The organism is Pedobacter fastidiosus, assembly GCF_014306625.1.
Lineage (GTDB): Bacteria > Bacteroidota > Bacteroidia > Sphingobacteriales > Sphingobacteriaceae > Pedobacter > Pedobacter fastidiosus.
Genome location: NZ_JACRYL010000019.1, coordinates 1 through 2,826, shown reverse-complemented (window position 1 = coordinate 2,826; position 2,826 = coordinate 1). Strand labels below are relative to the sequence as shown.

Below are 2,826 nucleotides of genomic sequence, written 5' to 3'. Positions count from 1 at the left end.
TTCACATCAAAACGTGTGATGCTACTCATTGGCTTATCGATTAGTTTCTTGAAATCCTCAGGCAAGATTTCGCGATAAAGCGAAGGTTTAAAGGGATCAAAAAGCAGATGCAAAACCTCAACAACGGTATCGAAATTACTTGAGTTTTCATATTCAGGATTTTTATACATCCCTTCCTGAATAAATATTTTCAATAGCGAACTGAAGAAAATTTTCTCTTGCAATTCGTGCAAACGAATTTCCAGTTCTTTTTTTAATAGATCTTTAGTGTGTTTGGTATTCTCGATTAAAATATCGTTAACACTTAAAAAATGAGGTTTATCTCCTTGAATTATACAAGTGTTTGGCGAAATAGAAACCTCACAAGCTGTGAAAGCATAAAGTGCATCAATGGTTACATCAGGAGAAATCCCAGGTGCCAAATGCACCACAATTTCTACATTGGCAGCCGTGTTGTCTTCAATTTTTTTGATCTTGATCTTACCTTTATCATTAGCCGATAAAATACTATCAATAATAGAACCTGTTGTGGTGCTAAAAGGAACTTCAGTAATCACCAGCGTTTTTTTATCCTTTTCGGTAATTTTCGCACGTACTCGAATTTTACCACCACGTTGCCCTTCATTATAATTGGTGAAATCGGCCATACCACCAGTAAAGAAATCAGGCAATATATTTGGACGTACACCTTTTAAAGCCTCGATAGAAGCATCCAAAAGTTCGATAAAATTATGAGGCATAACTTTGGTAGCCAAACCTACCGCAATACCTTCTGCACCTTGTGCCAACAACAAGGGGAATTTAACGGGTAAAGTAACTGGTTCGTTATTTCTACCATCGTAACTTAATTGCCAAACTGTGGTATCGGCATTAAAAACAACTTCATTTGCAAATTTCGAGAGTCGGGCTTCAATGTAACGCGGAGCCGCAGCACTATCGCCGGTTACTGGATCGCCCCAGTTTCCCTGCATATCAATAAGCAAATCCTTCTGCCCAATCTGAACCATTGCATCGCCAATAGAAGCATCGCCATGCGGATGGTATTTCATCGTATTGCCGATAACGTTGGCAGCCTTGTTAAAACGTCCATCATCCATTTCCTTTAACGAATGCATAATGCGGCGCTGAACAGGCTTTAAACCATCATGAATATGTGGAACAGCCCGATCCAAAATTACATATGATGCATAATCGAGGAACCAGTTTTCGTATAAACCGTTAATTGGGGTTATGGTGTGCTTATGTTCTTCGTTTGGATTTAGGTTTTGGTCTGATTCTTCACTCATCTATTTACAAAAATTGGCAGCCGTAAATATAATAAAAATGATCTCACAGTGTGAAGAGAGGTTATTCACATTTCTTTAATGAAAATTGAATTATAATAATTTGAAAAGCAGGGCTTGGTAAAACCTATTAAGCGTTTGTTCCCTGCTTTCCACTATATATTTTATTCTCTAGGTATGCGCCCTGTATCCACCGCTGGCGGGGGAATTAAAGGGGGTGGTTCTTGCTAAACTATTCTCTTTGAGGCAGAACATAAAACCTTAAATATTGGAACAAAAACCTCCCCCTGCCCCCTCCGGAGGGGGATATAGGGCGCAGATAGCGATTGTGTAAAAAGGAAACCAGAATATACAACAATCTAGGTATGCGTCCTGTCTCCACCGCTGGCGAGGGAATTAAAGGGGGTGGTTTTTGCTAAACTATTCTCTTTGAGGCAGAACATAAAACCTTAAATATTTGGAGTAAAACCTCCCCCTGCCCCCTCCAAGGGAGATATTGGATGCATATAGCGAAGCGGAAAAACCTAAAACTTAAGAAGGTTTGTGAAATTCCGATTTTATTTACAACCATCTAGGTAAGCGCCCTGTCTCCACCGCTGGCGGGGGAATTAAAGGGGGTGGTTCTTTTTATTTTCTTCAAAATCTTCAATAAAAAAACAAATCGATTGATTTACATTTTCTATATCTTTCAAAACTTCGTCATCGCTAAAACGGAGAATGGTAAATCCGATGTTTGCTAATTGTCTTTCTCTGACTAAGTCATTTTCTGCAACCGACTCCCAATCGTGAGTTAGGCCATCAACTTCAATAATAAGCATAAGTTCTTTACACATAAAATCGGCAATAAAATTTAAGATTGGTCTTTGCCTTCGAAATTGATAGCCCATCATTTGCCTTCCACTTAATACGAACTTCCATATGCAAGCCTCAGCCTTTGTCATGTCCTTCCGATTGGAATTAGCGAACTTTTTGAGTTCTGTATTATAGTGCCAAAGATTATCTTTAGTTGCTTCGTCCATCTTTAAAATTAGTAAAATTTAGCTTAGGGAAGAATGAAGGCGATATAACCAGAACATGAAAACTTAATCCTTTGAGTAAACAACCTCCCCCTGCCCCCTCTAGAGGGGGATACAAATTGCAGATAGCGACTGTGTAAAAGAAACCAGAGATATTTACAACCATCTAGGTATGCACCCCGTCTCCACCGCTGGCGGGGGAATTAAAGGGGGTGGTTCTTGCTAAACCATTCTCTCTGAGGCAGAACAATAAACCTTAAATATGTGGAACAAAAACCTCCCCCTGCCCCCTCCAGAGGGGGATACAGGGCGCAGATAGCGAAGCGAAAAAACCTAAAACTTAAGAAGGTGTGAGAAAATCCGAGTTATATTAACTATCTAAGTATGCGCCCTGTCTCCACAGCTTGCGGGGGAATTAAAGGGGGTGGTTCTTGTTACAACCATTCTCTTTGAGGCAGAACAATAAACCTTAAATATGTGGAACAAAAACCTCCCCCTGCCCCCTCCAGAGGGGGATACAGGGCGCA

At 40.2% G+C, this 2,826-nt stretch carries 2 protein-coding genes; both read right to left on the bottom strand.

Annotated elements, in window-relative coordinates:
• Nucleotides 1–1,286: DNA gyrase/topoisomerase IV subunit A (locus H7U22_RS23170; RefSeq protein WP_248284795.1), on the bottom strand; the 1,286-nt coding region annotated here is incomplete at its 3' end.
• 605 nt (nt 1,287–1,891) lie between these two features.
• The gene (locus tag H7U22_RS18000) at nt 1,892–2,302 is read right to left on the bottom strand and encodes an endonuclease domain-containing protein (protein WP_187072736.1); all 411 of its coding nucleotides are present in this window, start codon (nt 2,300–2,302) and stop codon (nt 1,892–1,894) included.
• Nucleotides 2,303–2,826 lie beyond the last annotated feature (524 nt).

Bases quoted from the DNA above. Each gene is read 5' to 3' on its own strand.
- H7U22_RS18000 (WP_187072736.1), bottom strand. From the start codon at position 2,302: ATGGACGAAGCAACTAAAGATAATCTTTGGCACTATAATACAGAACTC.